Source organism: Tenacibaculum sp. AWR4_210 (assembly GCF_056160945.1).
Genome location: NZ_JBSWYF010000090.1, coordinates 1 through 260, shown reverse-complemented (window position 1 = coordinate 260; position 260 = coordinate 1). Strand labels below are relative to the sequence as shown.

The 260-nt window shown below is 40.8% G+C and carries 1 protein-coding gene; it reads right to left on the bottom strand.

What is annotated here, in order from left to right; all coding sequences use genetic code 11:
• The coding region (locus tag ACXAG7_RS20155; protein WP_476667956.1) for a hypothetical protein at positions 1–260 on the bottom strand (260 nt) is incomplete at both ends.

Sequence of the window (260 nt, the reverse complement as noted above, 5' to 3'; positions counted from 1 at the left end):
GTTTTGTGTTAAACCAGTACCCGCAACATCAGCATTTATTTTAGCAGCTGTTACTGCATCGTCATTAATCTTCGCAGTAGTTACTGCATTGTTATTAATTTTTCCGGTAGTTACAGCGTTGTCGTTGATCTTAACCGTAGTTACTGCGTTGTCAGCTAATTCAGTAGTACCAACAGCGCCTGCTGAGATTTCCAGTGTAACATCTCCAAGTAAAGCGTTTGCATCACCACCAACCGTTAAGTCAGAAGAAGTAATGTTAC